This window comes from Staphylococcus sp. HMSC055A09 (assembly GCF_001809655.1).
Taxonomy (GTDB): Bacteria; Bacillota; Bacilli; order Staphylococcales; family Staphylococcaceae; genus Staphylococcus; species Staphylococcus capitis.
Map to the genome: position 1 here is coordinate 120,388 of NZ_KV798353.1, position 17,777 is coordinate 138,164.

Annotated in this window: 14 protein-coding genes and 1 riboswitch; of the genes, 11 read left to right on the forward strand and 3 right to left on the reverse strand. The window is 34.7% G+C overall.

From position 1 onward, the window contains the following. Window positions 1–50: 50 nt before the first annotated feature. Together rnpA and rpmH are read right to left on the reverse strand one after the other, a co-directional pair. Entirely contained in the window at window positions 51–398 is a 348-nt protein-coding gene (gene rnpA, locus HMPREF2642_RS01860; RefSeq protein WP_030061530.1) for a ribonuclease P protein component, read from the reverse strand. Window positions 399–506: 108 nt separating this feature from the next. Further along, window positions 507–644, reverse strand: a complete 138-nt coding sequence (rpmH, locus tag HMPREF2642_RS01865) for a 50S ribosomal protein L34 (RefSeq protein ID WP_000240855.1) — start codon at window positions 642–644, stop codon at window positions 507–509. A gap of 735 nt (window positions 645–1,379) precedes the next feature. Here rpmH and dnaA point away from each other — a divergent pair. The 6 genes from dnaA (at window position 1,380) to gyrA (ending at window position 10,561) form a co-directional block, all read left to right on the forward strand. Continuing rightward, window positions 1,380–2,735, forward strand: coding sequence for a chromosomal replication initiator protein DnaA (gene dnaA / locus HMPREF2642_RS01870; protein WP_016898446.1), 1,356 nt, complete (start codon window positions 1,380–1,382; stop codon window positions 2,733–2,735). A 309-nt stretch (window positions 2,736–3,044) separates the two neighbouring features. After that, window positions 3,045–4,178 (forward strand): DNA polymerase III subunit beta, encoded by a 1,134-nt coding sequence (gene dnaN / locus HMPREF2642_RS01875; protein WP_002434447.1) that lies wholly within the window; start codon window positions 3,045–3,047, stop codon window positions 4,176–4,178. A 374-nt stretch (window positions 4,179–4,552) separates the two neighbouring features. Further along, entirely contained in the window at window positions 4,553–4,798 is a 246-nt protein-coding gene (gene yaaA / locus HMPREF2642_RS01880) for a S4 domain-containing protein YaaA (RefSeq protein WP_002454368.1), read from the forward strand. After that, window positions 4,795–5,910 (forward strand): DNA replication/repair protein RecF, encoded by a 1,116-nt coding sequence (recF, locus tag HMPREF2642_RS01885; RefSeq protein WP_023349972.1) that lies wholly within the window; start codon window positions 4,795–4,797, stop codon window positions 5,908–5,910. The genes yaaA and recF overlap by 4 nt, the downstream gene beginning before the upstream one ends. Before the next feature lie 10 nt (window positions 5,911–5,920). Next, the gene (gene gyrB / locus HMPREF2642_RS01890) at window positions 5,921–7,852 is read left to right on the forward strand and encodes a DNA topoisomerase (ATP-hydrolyzing) subunit B (protein ID WP_023349973.1); all 1,932 of its coding nucleotides are present in this window, start codon (window positions 5,921–5,923) and stop codon (window positions 7,850–7,852) included. A 36-nt stretch (window positions 7,853–7,888) separates the two neighbouring features. After that, window positions 7,889–10,561, forward strand: coding sequence for a DNA gyrase subunit A (gene gyrA / locus HMPREF2642_RS01895; RefSeq protein WP_070597610.1), 2,673 nt, complete (start codon window positions 7,889–7,891; stop codon window positions 10,559–10,561). Window positions 10,562–10,738: 177 nt separating this feature from the next. Here the strand turns inward: gyrA and HMPREF2642_RS01900 are convergent, their stop codons facing one another. After that, window positions 10,739–11,551 carry an NAD(P)H-hydrate dehydratase gene (locus HMPREF2642_RS01900; protein ID WP_030062309.1) on the reverse strand — a complete coding sequence of 271 codons (813 nt, stop codon included), beginning with the start codon at window positions 11,549–11,551 and terminating at the stop codon, window positions 10,739–10,741. 415 nt (window positions 11,552–11,966) lie between these two features. Here HMPREF2642_RS01900 and hutH point away from each other — a divergent pair, with 415 nt between their 5' ends. The 5 genes from hutH to HMPREF2642_RS01925 all read left to right on the forward strand — a co-directional run bounded on the left by hutH (window position 11,967) and on the right by HMPREF2642_RS01925 (window position 17,746). Beyond that, on the forward strand, window positions 11,967–13,472 hold the full coding sequence (gene hutH, locus HMPREF2642_RS01905) for a histidine ammonia-lyase (protein ID WP_002434518.1): 1,506 nt from the start codon (window positions 11,967–11,969) through the stop codon (window positions 13,470–13,472). A gap of 373 nt (window positions 13,473–13,845) precedes the next feature. Continuing rightward, window positions 13,846–15,132 (forward strand): serine--tRNA ligase, encoded by a 1,287-nt coding sequence (gene serS, locus HMPREF2642_RS01910; protein WP_002434130.1) that lies wholly within the window; start codon window positions 13,846–13,848, stop codon window positions 15,130–15,132. 335 nt (window positions 15,133–15,467) lie between these two features. After that, window positions 15,468–16,160 carry an AzlC family ABC transporter permease gene (locus HMPREF2642_RS01915; RefSeq protein WP_002434554.1) on the forward strand — a complete coding sequence of 231 codons (693 nt, stop codon included), beginning with the start codon at window positions 15,468–15,470 and terminating at the stop codon, window positions 16,158–16,160. Next, on the forward strand, window positions 16,157–16,486 hold the full coding sequence (locus HMPREF2642_RS01920; protein ID WP_030062311.1) for an AzlD domain-containing protein: 330 nt from the start codon (window positions 16,157–16,159) through the stop codon (window positions 16,484–16,486). The genes HMPREF2642_RS01915 and HMPREF2642_RS01920 overlap by 4 nt, the downstream gene beginning before the upstream one ends. Window positions 16,487–16,611: 125 nt before the next feature. After that, window positions 16,612–16,712: riboswitch (SAM riboswitch) on the forward strand. A gap of 65 nt (window positions 16,713–16,777) precedes the next feature. Continuing rightward, window positions 16,778–17,746: a homoserine O-acetyltransferase MetX gene (locus HMPREF2642_RS01925; protein WP_030062313.1), complete on the forward strand. Its 969-nt coding sequence runs from the start codon at window positions 16,778–16,780 to the stop codon at window positions 17,744–17,746. Window positions 17,747–17,777 lie beyond the last annotated feature (31 nt).

A 17,777-nucleotide genomic window follows, 5' to 3' on the forward strand; every position in this document is an offset into this window, starting at 1 on the left:
TTGTCTGAGGTAAGACTTCGGTTAGTCTTATTTAAAGCATATCCCCTACCCTACTTTATCTTTTTATTAAATACCTTAGCTATTTTTAGTACATGTTCTAAACTACCTTGAATTTCTAAAGTTGTCATATCTCTAGATGGATGCCTCGCAATAACAACAATATCTTTAGCTATAATATCTTCTTTGTGAACTTTAAAATTTTCTCTAATAGCTCTTTTAATTCTATTTCTAGTTACAGCATTACCCAATTTCTTAGAAACACTTATACCTAAACGAAAATGTTTATTTTCTTTATTATTATAGGTATAAACCACAAATTGTCTATTCGCTACAGATTTACCTTTTTTATAAATAGTTTGGAAATCTGAATTTTTCTTTATACGATATGCTTTTTCCACATAACATCACTCGCTTATTCAATTATCCATTATATGAATGTTTTTATTTCAAATGAATCTTTTTTCCTAATTAAAACGAAAAAAAAGACCACTGATGAGTCAGTGATCTTATGCTGATAAAACTTTACGGCCTTTACGACGACGACGCGCTAAAACTTTACGGCCATTTTTAGTGCTCATGCGTTTTCTGAAACCATGAACTTTACTATGTTTACGTTTATTTGGTTGATAAGTACGTTTTACCATGCAAAACACCTCCATCTGTATTCAATTATCTAATATTTCCAATTTCATACCTTGAAACTGGCTCATATACATAGATAAATTATCAAAGTATGTTGCAGCCTATAGTACTAACATACTTCATTTGAGCAATTGCTCTCTTATTGTGTCTGCTATTAAGAAATTTCTTATTTAGCTCATTATTATCTAGTCATAATTCAAGCAACTACTACAATATAACAAAATCCCTTTTATAAAGCAAGATGATTTTATGATGTATAGCATATCTTTCAATTAAATTTTCAGTTTTAAATCATTACGATTCTTGCAGCTCAAGAATTTTATATTAGTTATACATTTTTCATACATGTGTTATAAATTATTTCCCAAACGATTATTAAGAAATAATGAAGATTATATAAAGTTATCCACTTATTCACAAAACTATTGCTTATTTCTGTGGATAAAATAGAGTTCATACACATAGTTATGCCAAATTTAAGAACATATTCACAGTCATTTGACATCTGTCTAAGTTAAAAAGTATAATTATGTGGATAAGTCGTTCAATCAATGATTTTATAAGGATTTATTTATTAAACTTTTATACATAATTACTGTGAATAAATCATAGTATTGTGATAGTTATCCACTATATGTGATTAACTTGTGGATAATTATTAACATGCTGTGATTATTTTTATCCACTAATGTTATTTATGTGTATAAGTCAAAAATTTTAAGAAAGATGGAGTTTTTATGTCAGAGAAAGAAATTTGGGACAAAGTTTTAGAACTTGCTCAAGAAAGAATTTCACATACCAGTTATCATACGTTTATTAAAGATACTCAACTCTATTCACTTAAAAATGACGAAGCCATTATTTTAACGAGCCTATCTTTTAATGCGAATTGGCTTAATCAAAAATACTCTGAAATAATGCAAGCTATTATATATGATGTCATTGGTTATGAAGTGAAACCGCTATTTATTACTGAAGATGAACTCGCCGACTATAACAATGGTGCATCTAATGAACCTCAAGAACCACAAACGTCAACATCTACAATTGAAGATAATGATGGTGGTAAAGAACAATTTAATATTCATAACACATTCGATACATTTGTTATTGGTCCAGGGAACCGCTTCCCACATGCTGCAAGTTTAGCTGTAGCTGAAGCACCAGCTGAAGCTTATAACCCATTATTCATTTATGGGGGCGTAGGTTTAGGTAAAACACACTTGATGCATGCGATTGGTCATCATGTTCTTAGTAATCAACCTAGTGCTAAAGTGATTTACACATCTAGTGAGAAATTTACTAACGAATTTATCAAATCTATTCGTGATAATGAGACTGAAGCTTTCCGTGAGAAGTATCGAAACATCGATGTATTACTTATAGATGATATTCAATTCATTCAAAATAAAGAACAGACGCAAGAAGAATTCTTCCATACATTTAATGAATTACATCAAAACAATAAACAAATAGTTATTTCAAGTGATCGTCCACCTAAAGAAATTGCTAAATTAGAAGATCGATTACGTTCACGTTTCGAGTGGGGATTAATCGTTGACATTACACCACCTGATTACGAAACAAGAATGGCGATATTACAAAAGAAAATTGAAGAAGAAAACCTTGATATACCACCAGAAGCGCTTAATTATATTGCCAATCAAATCCAGTCAAATATTCGTGAACTTGAAGGTGCACTCACTAGACTTTTAGCTTATTCCAAACTTCAAGGCAAACCGATAACTACAGAATTAGCTGCTGAAGCTCTAAAAGATATTATTCAAGCACCTAAATCCAAAAAGATTACAATTCAAGATATTCAAAAAGTCGTTGGTCAATATTATAGTGTACGCATTGAGGATTTCAGTGCTAAAAAACGTACTAAATCTATTGCATATCCGCGTCAAATTGCTATGTATCTATCCCGTGAATTGACTGATTTCTCACTACCAAAAATTGGAGAAGAATTTGGTGGACGAGATCATACAACTGTCATTCATGCACATGAAAAGATAGCTAACGACATCAAAGCAGATCCTACTTTTAAACAAGAAATCGAAAACTTAGAAAAAGAAATTAGAAATCAGTAACGGGAAATAACAAGATAAGTCTTATACTCTAAGCAACCAGATTTAAAAAGATAAATTTCGGGAATAATTACAATGAAAATGAAGTAAATAATTTTCTCAAAATATGAGAGTTAAGAAATGGATAAAGCAAAGAATTGTGGATAATGTTTAAAAGTAGTACACAGCATACACAGTTTATCCACATGTGCATAACTTTGCTATTTCGGACATTTATGGACTTATCCACCAATCCACAGTCCCTACTACTATTACTATGAATTTAAAACCTATATAATTATATATAAACGACTGGAAGGAGTTTAGAAATTAATGATGGAATTCACAATTAAAAGAGATTATTTTATTAATCAACTTAATGACACATTAAAAGCAATTTCACCTAGAACAACATTACCAATTTTAACTGGTATCAAAATTGATGCTAAAGATAATGAAGTGATTTTAACTGGTTCAGATTCAGAAATCTCAATTGAAATTACAATTCCTAAACAAGTTGACGGTGAGGACATCGTTGAAATCTCAGAAACAGGATCAGTAGTACTCCCTGGTCGTTTCTTCGTAGATATCATCAAAAAGTTACCTGGTAAAGATGTTAAATTATCTACAAATGAACAGTTCCAAACATTGATTACTTCAGGACATTCAGAATTTAACTTAAGTGGATTAGATCCAGATCAATATCCATTATTACCTGAAGTATCAAGAGATGACGCAATTCAATTATCAGTTAAAGTACTTAAAAACATCATTGCTCAAACAAATTTTGCAGTGTCCACCTCAGAAACACGCCCAGTGTTAACTGGTGTGAACTGGCTTATACAAGATAATGAATTAATATGCACTGCCACTGACTCACACCGCTTGGCTGTAAGAAAGTTACAATTGGAAGATACTTCTGAAAATAAAAATGTCATCATTCCAGGTAAAGCTTTATCAGAATTAAATAAAATTATGAGTGATAGTGACGAAGATATTGATATCTTCTTTGCATCAAACCAAGTTCTATTTAGAGTAGGAAACGTTAACTTTATCTCTCGTTTACTTGAAGGTCATTATCCAGATACAACGCGTTTATTCCCAGAAAACTATGAAATTAAGTTAGGCATCAATAACGGTGATTTCTATCACGCTATCGATCGTGCATCTCTTTTAGCACGTGAAGGTGGAAATAATGTTATTAAATTGAGCACTGGAAATGAGTTAGTAGAATTATCCTCAACATCACCAGAAATTGGTACAGTAAAAGAAGAAGTAACTGCAAATGATGTTGAAGGTGGAAACTTAAAAATTTCATTCAACTCTAAATACATGATGGATGCTTTAAAAGCCATCGATAATGACGAAGTTGAAGTAGAATTCTTTGGAACAATGAAACCATTTATTTTGAAACCGAAAGATGACGATTCAGTAACTCAATTGATTTTACCAATTAGAACTTATTAGTTAGACCATATGGATTAAAACATAAAAATTTAATAATGCTATAATGAGTTTAGAGATTGTCACTTAGACAATCTCTTTTTAGTTACTTTAAATTCATTTTAAAGATACTGAGAGGTATTTTAAGAAACATCAATAAATTTTTTAGGGTAAACCTCCTATTTGTTAAAATTAAGTAAAATACCCCTTTAAATTTAAATTAGAGAAGCATACACAATTAAAATATGATGTCTCTTAAAACTAAAAAAATTTACCAAGTAGATTGCAGATTTTGAAAAATAAAAATATATATCAAAGTAAACGATTTCATTCTTTATTTTAAATGAAATCTAAGGCAAAAAAAGGTATAATATATTAATGACACATAAAGAAATGGAGTGATAATTTTGGTTCAAGAAGTTGTTGTAGAAGGAAACATAACTTTAGGTCAATTTCTTAAAACTGAAGGCATTATTGAATCTGGTGGACAAGCTAAATGGTTCCTCCAAGATTTCGAAGTTTTAATAAACGGCCAACGTGAGACACGTCGCGGGAAGAAATTAGAACATAACGACCGAATTGATATCACAGAATTACCTGAAGATACTGGTTCTTTTCTAATCATCCATCAAGGTGAACAATGAAACTTAATACACTCCAATTAGAGAATTATCGTAACTATGAAGAGGTTACATTAGATTGTCATCCTGAAGTGAATATCCTCATAGGAGAAAACGCGCAAGGAAAGACAAATTTACTTGAATCAATTTATACGCTAGCGCTAGCTAAAAGTCATCGTACTTCGAATGACAAGGAACTCATACGTTTTAAAGCTGACTATGCTAAAATAGAAGGTGAGCTGAGTTATAGACATGGCACAATGCCACTTACAATGTTTATAACTAAAAAAGGTAAACAAGTTAAAGTCAATCACCTTGAACAAAGTAAACTGACTCAATATGTGGGACACTTGAATGTCGTTTTATTTGCTCCTGAAGATTTGAATATTGTTAAAGGTTCACCACAGATACGACGACGTTTCATAGACATGGAGTTAGGACAAATTTCAGCCGTTTACTTAAATGATTTAGCTCAATACCAACGTATTCTTAAACAAAAGAATAACTATTTGAAGCAATTACAAATTGGGCAGAAGACAGATACGACAATGTTAGAAGTGTTAAATCAACAATTTGCTCAATATGCTTTAAAGGTAACGTTACGTCGTGAGCATTTTATAAAAGAACTGGAAGAACTTGCGCAACCGATTCATTCAGGGATTACGAATGAGCGTGAGAAGTTAGGACTTAAATATTTACCAAGTTTAAAGTTAAGTGATTATGAGAAGGAAGAGTCAGAATTGCTCGAGGAGGTCATCGAATTATTAAATGATAACCTTCAAAGAGAGAAAGAAAGAGGTGTGTGTCTTTATGGACCACATCGAGATGATTTAGGATTCAATGTTAATGACATGGATGCACAAACATATGGATCACAAGGACAACAAAGAACTACAGCATTGTCGATCAAATTGGCAGAGATTGAATTAATGAACATCGAAGTTGGAGAGTATCCAATATTATTACTGGACGATGTACTCAGTGAACTTGATGATTCACGTCAAACGCATCTTCTAAGTACAATCCAACATAAAGTACAGACATTTGTGACTACAACCTCTGTTGACGGTATAGACCATGAAATTATGAATAATGCTAAGTTATACCGTATAAGTCAAGGCGAATTACTAAAGTAATAAGAAAGTGATGGTGAATACATTGTCAGATGTAAACAACACAGATAATTATGGTGCTGGACAGATACAAGTATTAGAAGGTCTTGAAGCGGTGCGTAAAAGACCAGGTATGTATATTGGTTCAACTTCTGAAAGAGGCTTGCACCATTTAGTATGGGAAATTGTTGATAATAGTATTGACGAAGCATTAGCAGGTTATGCTAATCAAATAGAAGTCGTAATTGAGAAAGACAATTGGATAAAAGTTACTGACAATGGCCGTGGAATTCCAGTTGATATTCAGGAGAAAATGGGACGTCCTGCTGTCGAAGTTATCTTAACGGTATTACATGCTGGAGGTAAATTCGGCGGTGGCGGATATAAAGTATCAGGTGGGCTTCATGGTGTTGGTTCATCAGTAGTTAACGCGCTTTCCCAAGACTTAGAAGTATATGTGTACAGAAATGATACTATTTACCACCAAGCGTATAAAAAAGGTGTACCTCAATTTGACTTAAAAGAAATCGGTGAAACAGATCAAACAGGTACGGCAATTCGTTTTAAAGCTGATGGCGAAATTTTTACAGAGACAACTGTGTATAATTATGAAACATTACAACAACGTATACGCGAACTTGCTTTCTTAAACAAAGGTATCCAAATTACGTTAAGAGATGAGCGTGAAGAGGAAGGCCGTGAGGATTCTTATCACTATGAAGGCGGTATTAAATCTTACGTAGAATTATTAAATGAAAATAAAGAGCCACTTCATGAAGAACCTATCTACATACATCAAACAAAAGATGATATTGAGGTTGAAATCGCTCTTCAATATAACAGTGGATATGCGACTAACTTATTAACATATGCCAATAACATTCATACGTACGAAGGTGGTACGCACGAAGATGGCTTCAAACGTGCGTTAACACGTATTCTTAATAGTTACGGTATTCAAAGTAAGATTATTAAAGAAGACAAAGATAAACTTTCAGGTGAGGATACACGTGAAGGTCTAACAGCTATTATTTCAATTAAACACGGCGATCCTCAATTCGAAGGACAAACTAAAACGAAATTAGGTAACTCTGAAGTACGTCAAGTAGTGGATAAATTATTCGCTGAATACTTCGAGCGTTTCTTATTCGAGCATCCTGCCGTAGGTCGAATTATCGTTGAAAAAGGTATCATGGCGTCTAGAGCACGAGTAGCAGCTAAAAAAGCACGTGAGGTTACACGTCGTAAATCAGCATTAGATGTATCAAGTTTACCTGGTAAATTAGCGGATTGCTCTAGTAAAAATCCTGAAGAGAGTGAGATTTTCTTAGTAGAGGGTGACTCTGCCGGGGGGTCTACAAAATCAGGTCGTGATTCAAGAACTCAAGCGATTTTACCATTAAGAGGTAAAATCTTGAACGTGGAAAAAGCACGTTTAGACCGTATCTTAAATAACAATGAAATTCGCCAAATGATCACTGCTTTTGGTACAGGTATTGGTGGAGAATTTGATATTTCAAAAGCACGCTATCATAAAATCGTAATCATGACTGATGCGGACGTTGATGGTGCGCATATCAGAACACTATTACTCACATTCTTCTATCGCTTTATGAGACCGTTAATTGAAGCGGGCTATGTTTACATTGCACAGCCACCTTTATACAAATTAACGCAAGGTAAACAAAAGTATTATGTATTTAACGATAGAGAGTTAGACAAGCTTAAAGCTGAATTAAACCCTACTCCTAAATGGTCAATCTCTCGTTACAAAGGTCTTGGTGAGATGAATGCAGACCAATTATGGGAAACGACTATGAATCCAGAACATCGTTCAATGTTACAAGTAAGACTTGAAGATGCAATTGATGCAGACCAAACATTTGAAATGTTAATGGGTGATGTTGTTGAAAATCGTAGACAATTTATAGAAGATAATGCAGTTTACGCCAACTTAGATTTCTAAGCATTATGAATTGAACTTTTGAAGGAGGATATCTTGATGGCTGAATTACCTCAATCAAGAATTAATGAACGAAATATAACCAGTGAAATGCGTGAATCATTCTTAGACTATGCCATGAGTGTTATCGTGTCACGTGCATTACCTGATGTTAGAGATGGTTTAAAGCCAGTGCACCGTCGTATATTATATGGTCTGAATGAACAAGGTATGACACCAGATAAACCATATAAGAAATCTGCACGTATTGTTGGGGACGTTATGGGTAAATATCACCCACATGGTGACTCTTCAATATACGAAGCCATGGTAAGAATGGCACAAGACTTCAGTTACCGTTATCCTCTTGTAGATGGTCAAGGTAACTTTGGTTCAATGGATGGTGATGGCGCAGCAGCAATGCGTTATACCGAAGCACGTATGACTAAGATTACGTTAGAACTTTTACGTGATATCAACAAAGATACAATTGATTTTATCGACAACTATGATGGTAATGAAAGAGAGCCGTCAGTCTTACCTGCACGCTTCCCAAACCTTTTAGTTAACGGTGCTGCAGGGATTGCCGTAGGTATGGCTACTAATATTCCTCCTCACAATTTAACAGAAGTCATTGATGGTGTATTAAGTTTAAGTAAGAATCCTGATATCACGATCAATGAATTGATGGAAGATATTCAAGGTCCTGACTTTCCGACTGCAGGTCTTATTTTAGGAAAAAGTGGTATCCGCCGTGCATATGAAACAGGTCGTGGTTCTATCCAAATGCGTTCACGTGCAGAGATTGAAGAACGCGGTGGTGGACGTCAACGTATCGTAGTAACTGAAATACCATTCCAAGTTAATAAAGCACGTATGATTGAGAAAATTGCTGAACTTGTTAGAGATAAAAAAATCGATGGTATTACCGACTTACGAGATGAAACAAGTTTACGTACAGGTGTTAGAATCGTTATTGACGTACGTAAAGATGCGAATGCAAGCGTTATTCTTAACAACTTATACAAACAAACACCGTTACAAACATCATTCGGTGTAAATATGATTGCCTTAGTTAATGGCAGACCTAAGTTAATTAACTTAAAAGAAGCATTAATTCACTACTTAGAGCATCAAAAAACAGTTGTAAGACGACGCACTGAGTACAATTTAAGAAAAGCTAAAGACCGTGCGCATATTCTAGAAGGTTTAAGAATAGCTCTAGATCATATTGATGAAATTATCACGACAATTCGTGAATCAGAAACAGATAAAATCGCGATGGAAAGCTTACAAGAACGCTTTAAGCTATCTGAACGTCAAGCACAAGCTATCTTAGATATGCGTTTAAGACGTTTAACAGGTTTAGAACGCGATAAGATTGAATCTGAATATAATGAATTACTTGAATACATTAAAGAATTAGAAGAAATTCTAGCTGATGAAGAAGTATTATTACAATTGGTTCGTGATGAACTCTCTGAAATCAAAGAACGATTTGGAGATGAACGTCGTACTGTAATTCAATTAGGTGGATTAGACGATATTGAAGATGAAGATTTAATCCCAGAAGAACAAATTGTAATTACTTTAAGTCATAATAATTATATTAAACGATTACCTGTTTCTACATATCGTTCACAAAACCGTGGCGGACGTGGTGTACAAGGTATGAACACACTTGAAGAAGATTTCGTGAGTCAGTTAGTTACTTTAAGTACACACGATAACGTGCTCTTCTTCACGAATAAAGGTCGAGTATATAAACTTAAAGGTTATGAAGTTCCTGAGCTGTCTCGTCAATCTAAAGGTATCCCAGTCGTTAACGCGATAGAACTTGAGAATGACGAAACGATAAGTACGATGATTGCGGTTAAAGATCTTGAAAGTGAAGAACATTACCTTGTATTTGCTACAAAACGAGGTATTGTTAAACGTTCAGCGTTAAGTAATTTCTCACGTATTAATAAGAACGGTAAAATCGCAATAGGCTTCAAAGAAGACGATGAACTAATAGCCGTACGCTTAACAACTGGTAATGAAGATATACTTATCGGTACATCGCACGCATCACTTATTCGCTTCCCTGAATCTGCCTTACGTCCTCTAGGTCGTACAGCAGCAGGTGTGAAAGGTATCACACTACGTGAAGGCGACGTGGTTGTAGGTTTAGATGTGGCTCACGCAGAAAGTGAAGATGAAGTTCTAGTTGTTACTGAAAATGGCTACGGTAAACGTACACCAGTAGATGAATACCGATTATCTAATCGTGGTGGTAAAGGTATTAAAACAGCAACTATTACTGAACGTAACGGTAATATCGTTTGTATCACAACAGTCACTGGTGAAGAAGACTTAATGGTTGTTACCAATGCAGGTGTGATTATTCGCTTAGATGTGGAAGATATCTCTCAAAATGGTCGTGCTGCACAAGGTGTACGTCTAATGAGATTAGGCGAAGGTCAATTTGTTTCAACAGTTGCTAAAGTTAAAGAGGAAGAAGATAATCAAGCAGACTCAGATGATACTGATGCGAGCGAGACAGCAACTGAAGAAGTTATTGATGACCAAACACCTGGTAATGCTATTCATACAGAAGAAGCCGAAGATGTAACTAATGAAGAAACAGATGATAACGCTAATGATGATAGAATCGATGTTCGACAAGACTTTATGGATCGTGTAAATGAAGATATTGAAAGTGCTTCAGACGACGATGATGACAACGAATAATAGATATTAAAGCAGGTTCTCGCTATATAGTGAGAACCTGTTAATTTTTAGACTACCCTGCTTGAGGGTAGTCTTTTTTATTATAAAAAAAGCACACCAGCAATAGGTATTCACAATAAGTGAACAACTTTGAGGTGTGCATCGTAAATAGTATTTAATATATAACGTGTCTATAACTTAACCTTCCAATTGTTTCATAACATAAGGAATTTCACTGATTAAACGAGAAGGTGGTACGACATACATAGACTCAGATAATTTCTCTCCAATATAACTATGTGTGTAAGTCGCACTTGTAACGGCATCTTTAAGACTATCAAATTGACCAACGAAGCTTGTAATCATACCAGCAAGTGTATCTCCCATACCACCAGTAGCCATTGCTGGTGTACCGATAGATAATTTGTAAGCATCATCTTTAAAGTAAATTTCAGTACCATGTTGTTTTAAAACGACAGTAGCACCTAAGTTATTAACAGCTTCACGATTACGTTCATATGTTTGTTCTTCGATAGGAATCCCACTTAAACGTTCCCATTCTTTTTGATGAGGAGTGAAAATCACACGACATGTAGGAATTTGAGGTTTCAATTTACTAAATATGATGATTGCATCTCCATCTACAATAAGATTTTGGTGTGGTTGAATATTTTGTAGTAAAAACGTAATCGCATTATTACCTTTGAAGTCCACACCTAATCCAGGCCCGATTAAGATACTATCGGTAGCTTCGATCATTTTAGTTAGCATCTTCGTATCATTGATATCAATTACCATTGCTTCTGGGCAACGTGAATGTAATGCTGCATGATTATTAGGATGTGTTGCGACTGTAATTAATCCACTACCACTATAGACGCATGCGCGCGCAGCAAGCATAATTGCGCCACCCATATTGGCAGAACCACCAATTAATAAAATCTTACCATAATCGCCTTTATGCGTTTCATCTTTTCTTATAGGAATGTTAACTGTATCTAACGTTTCCATAATGACATAACCTCCGTTAAAAAACTCACTTCTCGCATCTCGTACACAAGACATCCGACCGTCTTAAATTTCACTTTATAAATTGTTGTGTACATCCATTTTTAAGAAATTAAAGTCCTTTAAAATTGCCCAATCTCTTTTAAATACAATAGAAAATACTATACCTGTAATACTCTTTAGTCAATAGCTATTTTAGAAATTTAATAATGAATACCTCTATCCGCACAAAATATCAAAAATACCATTTCCATCTACCTTATTAAAATAATAAATAATAATATTCCTATTTCTTTAACCTGTTAAATTATTACATTGATAATGCATTATAAAAAGTGCAAAAAGTGTTGTTAATATAAAAATGAAAACGTATACTTTCCTGTAATGGGGTTAAAATTTAAACAAAGGGGTTGTTTATATGACATTAATTTTAGATGGAGAGGCTTTGACTATTAAGGAAATTAAGACGTTTTTAAGCCAAGACTTACAAATTGATATTTCAGAGGATGCCATTGAACGAGTGACGAAAAGTCGCCAAGTCGTTGAACGTATCATACAGAATAAAGAAACAATCTATGGTATCACAACTGGCTTCGGTCTATTTAGTGATGTTTTAATCGATCCAGGTCAATATAACGAATTACAAGTCAATCTCATTCGTTCACATGCATGTGGTATCGGGAAACCATTTTCAGAAGAAGTGGCATTAGTCATGATGGTGTTGCGCTTAAATACATTATTGAAGGGGCATTCAGGTGCGACACTTGAGTTAGTTGAACAATTAAAATTCTTCATTAACGAACGTATTATTCCAGTGATTCCGCAACAAGGTTCATTAGGGGCATCAGGGGATTTAGCGCCTCTATCACATCTTGCACTTGCACTCATTGGTGAGGGTGACGTTTATTATAACAATGAACAAGTCGACAGTCGCTACGTCCTTAATGAGTTAGGACGTGAACCGTTAAAACTACAAGCTAAAGAAGGCTTGGCACTTATCAATGGGACACAAGCAATGACAGCTCAAGGTGTGATTAATTTCATTGAGGCAGAGGATTTAGGTTATCAAGTGGAATGGATTGCTTCACTCACGCATCAAGCTTTAAATGGTATTACAGATGCGTATAATCATAACGTGCACAAAGTCCGGAATATTAAAGAACAAGTAGATGTGGCAGCACGCATGCTTAACTGGCTTGAAGATTCACAGCTTACGACACGCCAAGCTGAATTACGAGTGCAGGACGCTTATAGTTTACGTTGTATTCCTCAAATCCATGGTGCAAGTTTCCAAGTGTTCAATTATGTAAGAGAAAAATTAGAATTTGAGATGAATGCAGCTAATGATAATCCTCTTATCTTCGATGAGGATGATGAAACATTAGTGATTTCAGGTGGTAACTTCCACGGTCAACCAGTCGCACTTGCATTAGACCATCTAAAATTAGGCGTGAGTGAATTAGCCAACGTTGCAGAGCGACGTCTAGAACGTTTGATTAATCCTCAATTAAATGGAGATTTACCTGCATTTTTAAGTCCTGAGCCAGGGTTACAAAGTGGCGCTATGATTATGCAATATGCTGCTGCAAGCCTTGTCTCTGAAAATAAAACCCTCGCACACCCAGCGAGTGTAGATTCAATTCCATCTTCAGCAAACCAAGAAGATCATGTATCAATGGGCACAATCGCTTCAAGACATGGTTACCAAATGATTGAGAATACACGTCGTGTGATTGCGATTGAATGTGTCATCGCATTGCAAGCTGTGGAATTAAAAGGTGTAGATAAATTATCTCCTAAAACACGTGAGAAATATGAAGAATATCGTAAAATCGTGCCTTCAATCAATCAAGATCGACAATTCCACAAAGATATCGAAGCGGTAGCGCAGTATCTAAAAGATGATGCTTATCACAGAGCATAAATACGAGGTAGTTTACACACATTTACATTTACTTGAAAAGTTAAAAAGACTTTGCTATATTAAAAATAACTTAATAAAACATTGTTCGTAGGCTAAGTAGCATTAACCGGACGATTTCAGAGAACTTGTGGTTAGTGAGAACAAGCAATCGACTTTGATGTGAATCTACCTACTTTATGAGAGCAATCGGTAATAACCGTTATTTTAGTTAAGTGCAGTTTAGAATAAGTGATTCAACGTTTATTTTAAATTGTTAAATAGGGTGGCAACGCGTAGACCACGTCCCTTGTCTGGGATGTGGTCTTTTTTTATGATTTTATACATACGTGCCCCCATTAAATCTATATTTTATTTGGGAAAGGATGAAGGTTACATGTTAGATATTCGTTTATTTAGAAATGAACCAGAAAAAGTTAAGAGCAAAATTGAATTAAGAGGAGACGATCCTAAGGTCGTTGACGAAGTTTTAGAATTAGATGAACAACGACGTCAATTAATCAGTAAAACTGAAGAAATGAAAGCAAGACGTAATAAAGTCAGTGAAGAAATCGCTCAGAAGAAACGTAATAAAGAAGATGCTGATGACGTTATTGCAGAAATGCGTAACTTAGGTGATGAAATTAAAGAAAACGATGCTAAATTAAATGAAGTTGATAATAAAGTAAGAGATATTTTAATCCGTATTCCAAACTTAATTAACGACGATGTACCTCAAGGGGATTCAGATGAAGAAAACGTTGAATTGAAAAAATGGGGTACACCACGTGAATTTGATTTCGAACCAAAAGCACATTGGGACTTAGTTGAAGAACTAAAAATGGCAGACTTCGAACGTGCTGCTAAAGTATCTGGTGCGCGTTTCGTTTACTTAACTAAAGATGGTGCATTATTAGAACGTGCATTAATGAACTATATGATTACGAAACATACAACTCAACATGGTTACACAGAAATGATGACACCTCAATTAGTGAATGCAGATACTATGTTTGGTACAGGTCAACTTCCTAAATTCGAAGAAGATTTATTTAAAGTTGAAAAAGAAGGCCTATACACAATTCCAACAGCAGAAGTACCTTTAACAAACTTCTACAGAGATGAAATCATTCAACCAGGAGTGTTACCTGAAAAATTCACTGGGCAAACGGCATGTTTCCGTAGTGAAGCGGGTTCAGCTGGTAGAGATACAAGAGGATTAATTCGTTTACACCAATTCGATAAAGTTGAAATGGTTCGTATCGAAAAACCTGAAGATTCTTGGGATGCTTTAGAAGATATGACTAAAAATGCTGAATCAATTTTAGAAGAATTAGGATTACCATATCGTCGAGTTATCTTATGTACAGGCGACATTGGCTTCAGCGCTAGTAAAACATATGACCTAGAGGTATGGTTACCAAGCTACAATGATTATAAAGAAATTAGTTCTTGCTCAAACTGTACTGATTTCCAAGCACGTCGTGCTAACATTCGCTTTAAACGTGATAACTCAGCTAAACCAGAATTAGCTCATACATTAAATGGTAGTGGTTTAGCCGTAGGTCGTACATTTGCAGCTATCGTTGAAAATTATCAAAATGAAGACGGTACAATCACAATTCCTGAAGCATTAGTTCCATTCATGGGTGGAAAAACTAAAATTTCTAAACCTACAAAATAATAACTTAGAATAGGCTAAATAATTACTACAATACAACGATGAATGACTCAATTAATTATTTGAACTGTCGATAAGATCTTAACGATTTTGTCGACAGTTTTTTTGTTGAACAGGGTAGGGGAAGAGAAATGATTCAACTTCAAATCTTCAAAAATGAGAGGGATGTCTAAAAGAAGAAACAAAATTCTGAAATTTTATAATCGTTGTAGTTACAACGATTTGACTATGAGGTTTGTCTTACTTCACACAAACCGAAGTCTAAAAATATTGAACAACTTTTCCAAATATAATAGACTTATTTTACTATTTTAGAAAGTGGAATGGAGGCTGATCAAATGACCCATCTTTCATTTAAGCAAGGGGTAAAAGAATGTATTCCTACTTTATTTGGATACGCCGGAGTAGGTTTATCATTTGGTATCGTTGCAGCCTCTCAAAACTTTAGTATCTTAGAAATTATTTTATTATGTCTCATTATTTACGCCGGTGCCGCACAATTTATTGTTTGCGCTTTAGCGATTACAGGTACTCCAATATCTGCTATCGTGTTGACCACACTTATCGTTAACTCACGTATGTTTCTATTAAGTATGACTTTGGCGCCTAATTATAAACAATATGGATTATGGAATAGGGTAGGTCTCGGTACATTATTAACCGATGAAACCTTCGGAGTTGCCATTACGCCATATATTAAAGGTGAAAAGATTAATGATCGTTGGCTTCATGGTCTTAATATCACAGCATATCTTTTTTGGACTATTTCGTGTGTGGCCGGCGCCCTTTTCGGCAAATATATTTCTAATCCTAATGCACTTGGATTAGACTATGCGATTACTGCAATGTTCATTTTCCTAGGTATATCTCAATTTGAGTCAGTGAAGAAATCAAGATTTCGTATATATATAATTTTAATTATCTGTGTAATCACAATGATGCTTCTTTTAAGTTTAGTGATGCCTTCATATGTAGCAATATTAATAGCCGCAACATTCGCTGCAGCCTTAGGGGTGGTGATGGATAAATGACAACAGATTTACACACACTGATACTTATTATTTTATGTGGAATTGTAACGTTACTCGTTCGAATTATTCCCTTTATGATGATATCTAGAGTTCATTTACCTGAAATTGTCGTTAAATGGCTTTCATTTATTCCTATCACATTATTTACCGCACTTGTCATTGATGGCGTCATACAACAACACGATAACACCTTTGGATATACGCTCAATTTGTCATATATTATTGCGATTATACCAACAGTACTCCTTGCCATTTTCACACGTAGCCTTACTATCACAATAATTGGAGGTATTATTACTATCGCTTGTTTACGTTTAATCTTTTAACTCCTGAAAATGACAGCAAAGTATTGAAGTCATAAACCATTTTAGTTAATATTATATTAATTAGAAAATTCAGACTATTTAAGATTGAAATTTAATCAACATCAATATACAAATCAATTCAACAAATCTTATTTCGAGAAGCTGAGGGAATTGGCCCGACGATGCTTCAGCAACCGACTAATGATAGCACGGTGCTACAACCAACGAGAATCTCGAATGATAAGTACTGACCAGCTTCCTACTTTTTCATTTGAGTAGGAAGCTTTTTTGTAAGAGGAGGTAGCGTTAACGATGACGAATTACAGAGTAGATACGTTAGAATTAGGGACATTTACAACTGAATCAGGAGAAACCATTAATAATTTAAAATTACGCTATGAACACGTTGGATATAAAGGTCAACCATTAGTTGTTGTTTGTCACGCATTAACAGGTAATCACTTAACTTATGGAACAGACGAGAAACATGGATGGTGGCGTGAAATTATAGATGGTGGTTATATTCCACGTCATGATTATCAATTTCTAACTTTCAACGTTATTGGTAGTCCCTTTGGTTCAAGTTCCAAACTTAATGACCCTAATTTTCCACAGCATCTTACATTACGAGATATTGTTAAAGCGATTGAAAAAGGTATCAAAGCACTAGACTTCGATAAGATAAACATCCTAATTGGAGCAAGTCTAGGTGGTATGCAAGCAATGGAATTGCTGTATAATAATCAATTTCAAATCGACAAAGCCATTATTCTCGCAGCAACTGGTAAAACGTCATCATACAGTCGTGCTTTCAACGAGATCGCCCGACAAGCAATTCATCTTGGTGGGAAGGAAGGCTTAAGTATCGCTCGACAACTTGGCTTCTTAACATACCGCTCCTCTAAAAGTTATGACCAACGATTTACACCAGATGAAGTTGTAACGTATCAACAATATCAAGGAAATAAATTCAAGAAAAACTTTGATTTACAATGTTATTTAACACTGCTCGACGTCTTAGATAGTCACAATATTGATAGAGGACGAGATGATGTTGATGAAGTCTATCAATCATTAGATACAAAAGTTCTAACGATGGGGTTTATAGATGATTTACTTTATCCAGATGATCAAGTAAGAGCAGTCGGAGAGAGATTTAAATATCATCGCCATTTCTTTGTGCCAGATAATGTAGGACATGACGGCTTCCTTCTAAACTTTAACGATTGGGCTCCAAACCTCTACCATTTCTTGAACTTAAAACAATTTAAAAGGAAATAAACACAGCTATATTTAGACATACTAAACTTTG

What these genes read in the sequence shown, in the direction of transcription:
- HMPREF2642_RS01915 (WP_002434554.1), top strand. Translation starts at nt 15,468, where the DNA reads ATGACCCATCTTTCATTTAAGCAAGGGGTAAAAGAATGTATTCCTACT.
- serS (WP_002434130.1), top strand. Translation starts at nt 13,846, where the DNA reads ATGTTAGATATTCGTTTATTTAGAAATGAACCAGAAAAAGTTAAGAGC.
- gyrA (WP_070597610.1), top strand. Translation starts at nt 7,889, where the DNA reads ATGGCTGAATTACCTCAATCAAGAATTAATGAACGAAATATAACCAGT.
- gyrB (WP_023349973.1), top strand. Translation starts at nt 5,921, where the DNA reads ATGGTGAATACATTGTCAGATGTAAACAACACAGATAATTATGGTGCT.
- HMPREF2642_RS01920 (WP_030062311.1), top strand. Translation starts at nt 16,157, where the DNA reads ATGACAACAGATTTACACACACTGATACTTATTATTTTATGTGGAATT.
- hutH (WP_002434518.1), top strand. Translation starts at nt 11,967, where the DNA reads ATGACATTAATTTTAGATGGAGAGGCTTTGACTATTAAGGAAATTAAG.
- dnaA (WP_016898446.1), top strand. Translation starts at nt 1,380, where the DNA reads ATGTCAGAGAAAGAAATTTGGGACAAAGTTTTAGAACTTGCTCAAGAA.
- HMPREF2642_RS01925 (WP_030062313.1), top strand. Translation starts at nt 16,778, where the DNA reads ATGACGAATTACAGAGTAGATACGTTAGAATTAGGGACATTTACAACT.
- recF (WP_023349972.1), top strand. Translation starts at nt 4,795, where the DNA reads ATGAAACTTAATACACTCCAATTAGAGAATTATCGTAACTATGAAGAG.
- HMPREF2642_RS01900 (WP_030062309.1), bottom strand. Translation starts at nt 11,551, where the DNA reads ATGGAAACGTTAGATACAGTTAACATTCCTATAAGAAAAGATGAAACG.
- rpmH (WP_000240855.1), bottom strand. Translation starts at nt 644, where the DNA reads ATGGTAAAACGTACTTATCAACCAAATAAACGTAAACATAGTAAAGTT.
- dnaN (WP_002434447.1), top strand. Translation starts at nt 3,045, where the DNA reads ATGATGGAATTCACAATTAAAAGAGATTATTTTATTAATCAACTTAAT.